Origin of the sequence: Streptomyces thermovulgaris (assembly GCF_002155915.1) — a bacterium.
Classification (GTDB): domain Bacteria; phylum Actinomycetota; class Actinomycetes; order Streptomycetales; family Streptomycetaceae; genus Streptomyces; species Streptomyces thermovulgaris.
The window spans coordinates 1-1934 of the sequence record NZ_MUME01000255.1; the positions used below are offsets into that span (position 1 = coordinate 1).

The following is a 1934-nucleotide window of genomic DNA, read 5'->3' on the forward strand; positions in this document are numbered from 1 at the left end:
CCCGTTCACCCCCCTCGTCCCCCGTGCCGCCGGCCGGGGCCGGGCCCGCACCGTGCGGGGTGCCGCTTCACGCGGTGCCGGAGGTCCGGGCGGTCCACCGGCCGAGGACGCTTGCACCCGGTGCGCGGGGCGTGATGACACTGAGGCATGTGCCGAAGCATCAAGACGCTGCGTCCGCCCGCCCTGCCCGAGGAGGCGACGGAGGAGGAGGTGCGCGCCGCCGCGTTGCAGTTCGTGAGGAAGGTCTCGGGATTCCGGACGCCGGCGGCGCACAACCGCGAGGTGTTCGACCACGCGGTGGACGTGATCACGCGGGCCACGCAGGAGCTGCTGGCGGGACTGGAGGTGCGGGGGCAAACCGCCCGGAAGGCCGGGTGAGCCCGCGGCGGGCGGAGTGCGTCGCGTGCGTTCCCTACGCCTCCGCCGGCACCGGCGTGCGCCGCATCAGATACACCGCTCCCGCTCCCGCCGCGAACAGCGCCGCCACCGACAGTCCCGTGGCCAGCCACGCCGCACCCAGCCACCGGGTGCCGAAGTAGCCGAGGGCCACGCTGTAGGCGGCCCAGGACAGACCGGCCAGGGCGGACCAGGGAAGGAACTCCCGGACGCGGCGATGCGCGGCACCGGCGCCGAAGGAGACCACCGAACGTCCGGCCGGGGCGAAGCGGGCGAGGACCACCAGTGCGCCGCCGCCCCGTGACAGGGCCTCGCCGAGCCGCTCCTGAGCCCTGCTCAGCCGCCGCGACCGCGAGAGCGCGCGGTCCAGCCGCTCGCCGCCCCGCCGGGCCAGCCGGTAGGCGACGAGGTCGCCCAGCACCGAGGCCGTGGCCGCGCACAGGAACAGGACCAGGATGTCCGGTACGTCCTGCGGGACTTGTCCCGTCGCCGCGCTCGTGCCCGCGGCCGCTGCCGCCGTGGCGGCCGTCGCGATCAGGACCCCGCTGGGCAGCACCGGCAGGAAGACGTCCAGCAGGACGGACGCGGCCACCACGGCGTAGATCCACGGCGCGCCGGTGAGCGACCCCACCCGCGCCAGACTCTCCAGCACCGAAGCCCTTCCCCCTGTCATCCCCCCGTGGACCGCCGACCGTGCCGCGTGTCGCGGGGGAGCGGCAGAAGCGGCCTCGAACGGCCCTACAGCGTAGCCGGGAGTGTGACAGAAGTTTCACCGGGGGTCACCTGTTCGTTCAGGGGCCGGTCCGGGCTCCGTTCCCTCTGTCCGGTTTCCGCCCGTTCCGGGCACGGCCGGGCATCCGGCCGGGCACCGCCGCCCGGATGCCCGCGCGGCCCGCCCCGGCCCCGTCGCTTCCGTCACCCCGTGCGGCCCGGGGCGACGGAAGCGGTGGCAGGAGACGGCGGGACTCCCGGGTCAGCAGGCGGCGAGATGGTTCTGCAGAGCGCTCTTCTCCGCCGGGTCGACCGACAGGTTGTAGTAGTACTTCACCTGCACCCACGCGCGTACATAGGTGCAGACGTACGCCGACCGGGGCGGGACCCAGGTGGCGGGGTCCTGGTCGCCCTTGGCCTGGTTGACGCGGTCGGTGACGGCGATGAGCTGCGGGCGGGTGAGGTCGTTGGCGAAGGCCCGGCGCTGGGCGGTGGTCCAGGCGCTCGCCCCGGAGTCCCAGGCCTCGGCCAGCGGCACGACGTGGTCGATGTCCACGTCGGAGGCGGAGGTCCAGGTGGCGCCGTCGTACGGCGAGTACCAGGTGCCGCTGGTGGCGGCGCAGGAGGAGTTGGTGACGACGTTGGTGCCGTCCCGCTTCAGGACGGTCTCGCGGGTGTTGCAGCTTCCGCTGATGGTGATCCAGTGCGGGAAGAGGTCGCGGCTGTAGCCGGTGCGGTTCTCGGCGGCCACGGTGAGGGAGGCGAGGTAGCTGCGGGCGGTGGCCGCGCTGACCGGGGTGGGGAGGGCGGCCACCGCCCGCAGCTAC

2 protein-coding genes and 1 pseudogene are annotated in these 1934 nt (G+C 74.4%); 1 reads left to right on the forward strand and 2 read right to left on the reverse strand.

Annotation, left to right across the window (positions count from 1 at the left end; all coding sequences use genetic code 11):
• The first annotated feature begins 147 nt into the window (after positions 1-147).
• Entirely contained in the window at positions 148-378 is a 231-nt protein-coding gene (locus CCN35_RS19835) for a DUF2277 domain-containing protein (protein WP_067397442.1), read from the forward strand.
• Positions 379-412: 34 nt separating this feature from the next.
• Here the strand turns inward: CCN35_RS19835 and CCN35_RS19840 are convergent, their stop codons facing one another.
• On the reverse strand, positions 413-1069 hold the full coding sequence (locus tag CCN35_RS19840) for a DedA family protein (RefSeq protein ID WP_067397441.1): 657 nt from the start codon (positions 1067-1069) through the stop codon (positions 413-415).
• A 300-nt stretch (positions 1070-1369) separates the two neighbouring features.
• Positions 1370-1924, reverse strand: a pseudogene (locus CCN35_RS19845) (HNH endonuclease family protein); the annotation flags it as partial.
• Positions 1925-1934: the final 10 nt, after the last annotated feature.

Bases quoted from the DNA above. Each gene is read 5' to 3' on its own strand.
- CCN35_RS19835 (WP_067397442.1), top strand. From the start codon at position 148: ATGTGCCGAAGCATCAAGACGCTGCGTCCGCCCGCCCTGCCCGAGGAG.
- CCN35_RS19840 (WP_067397441.1), bottom strand. From the start codon at position 1,069: ATGACAGGGGGAAGGGCTTCGGTGCTGGAGAGTCTGGCGCGGGTGGGG.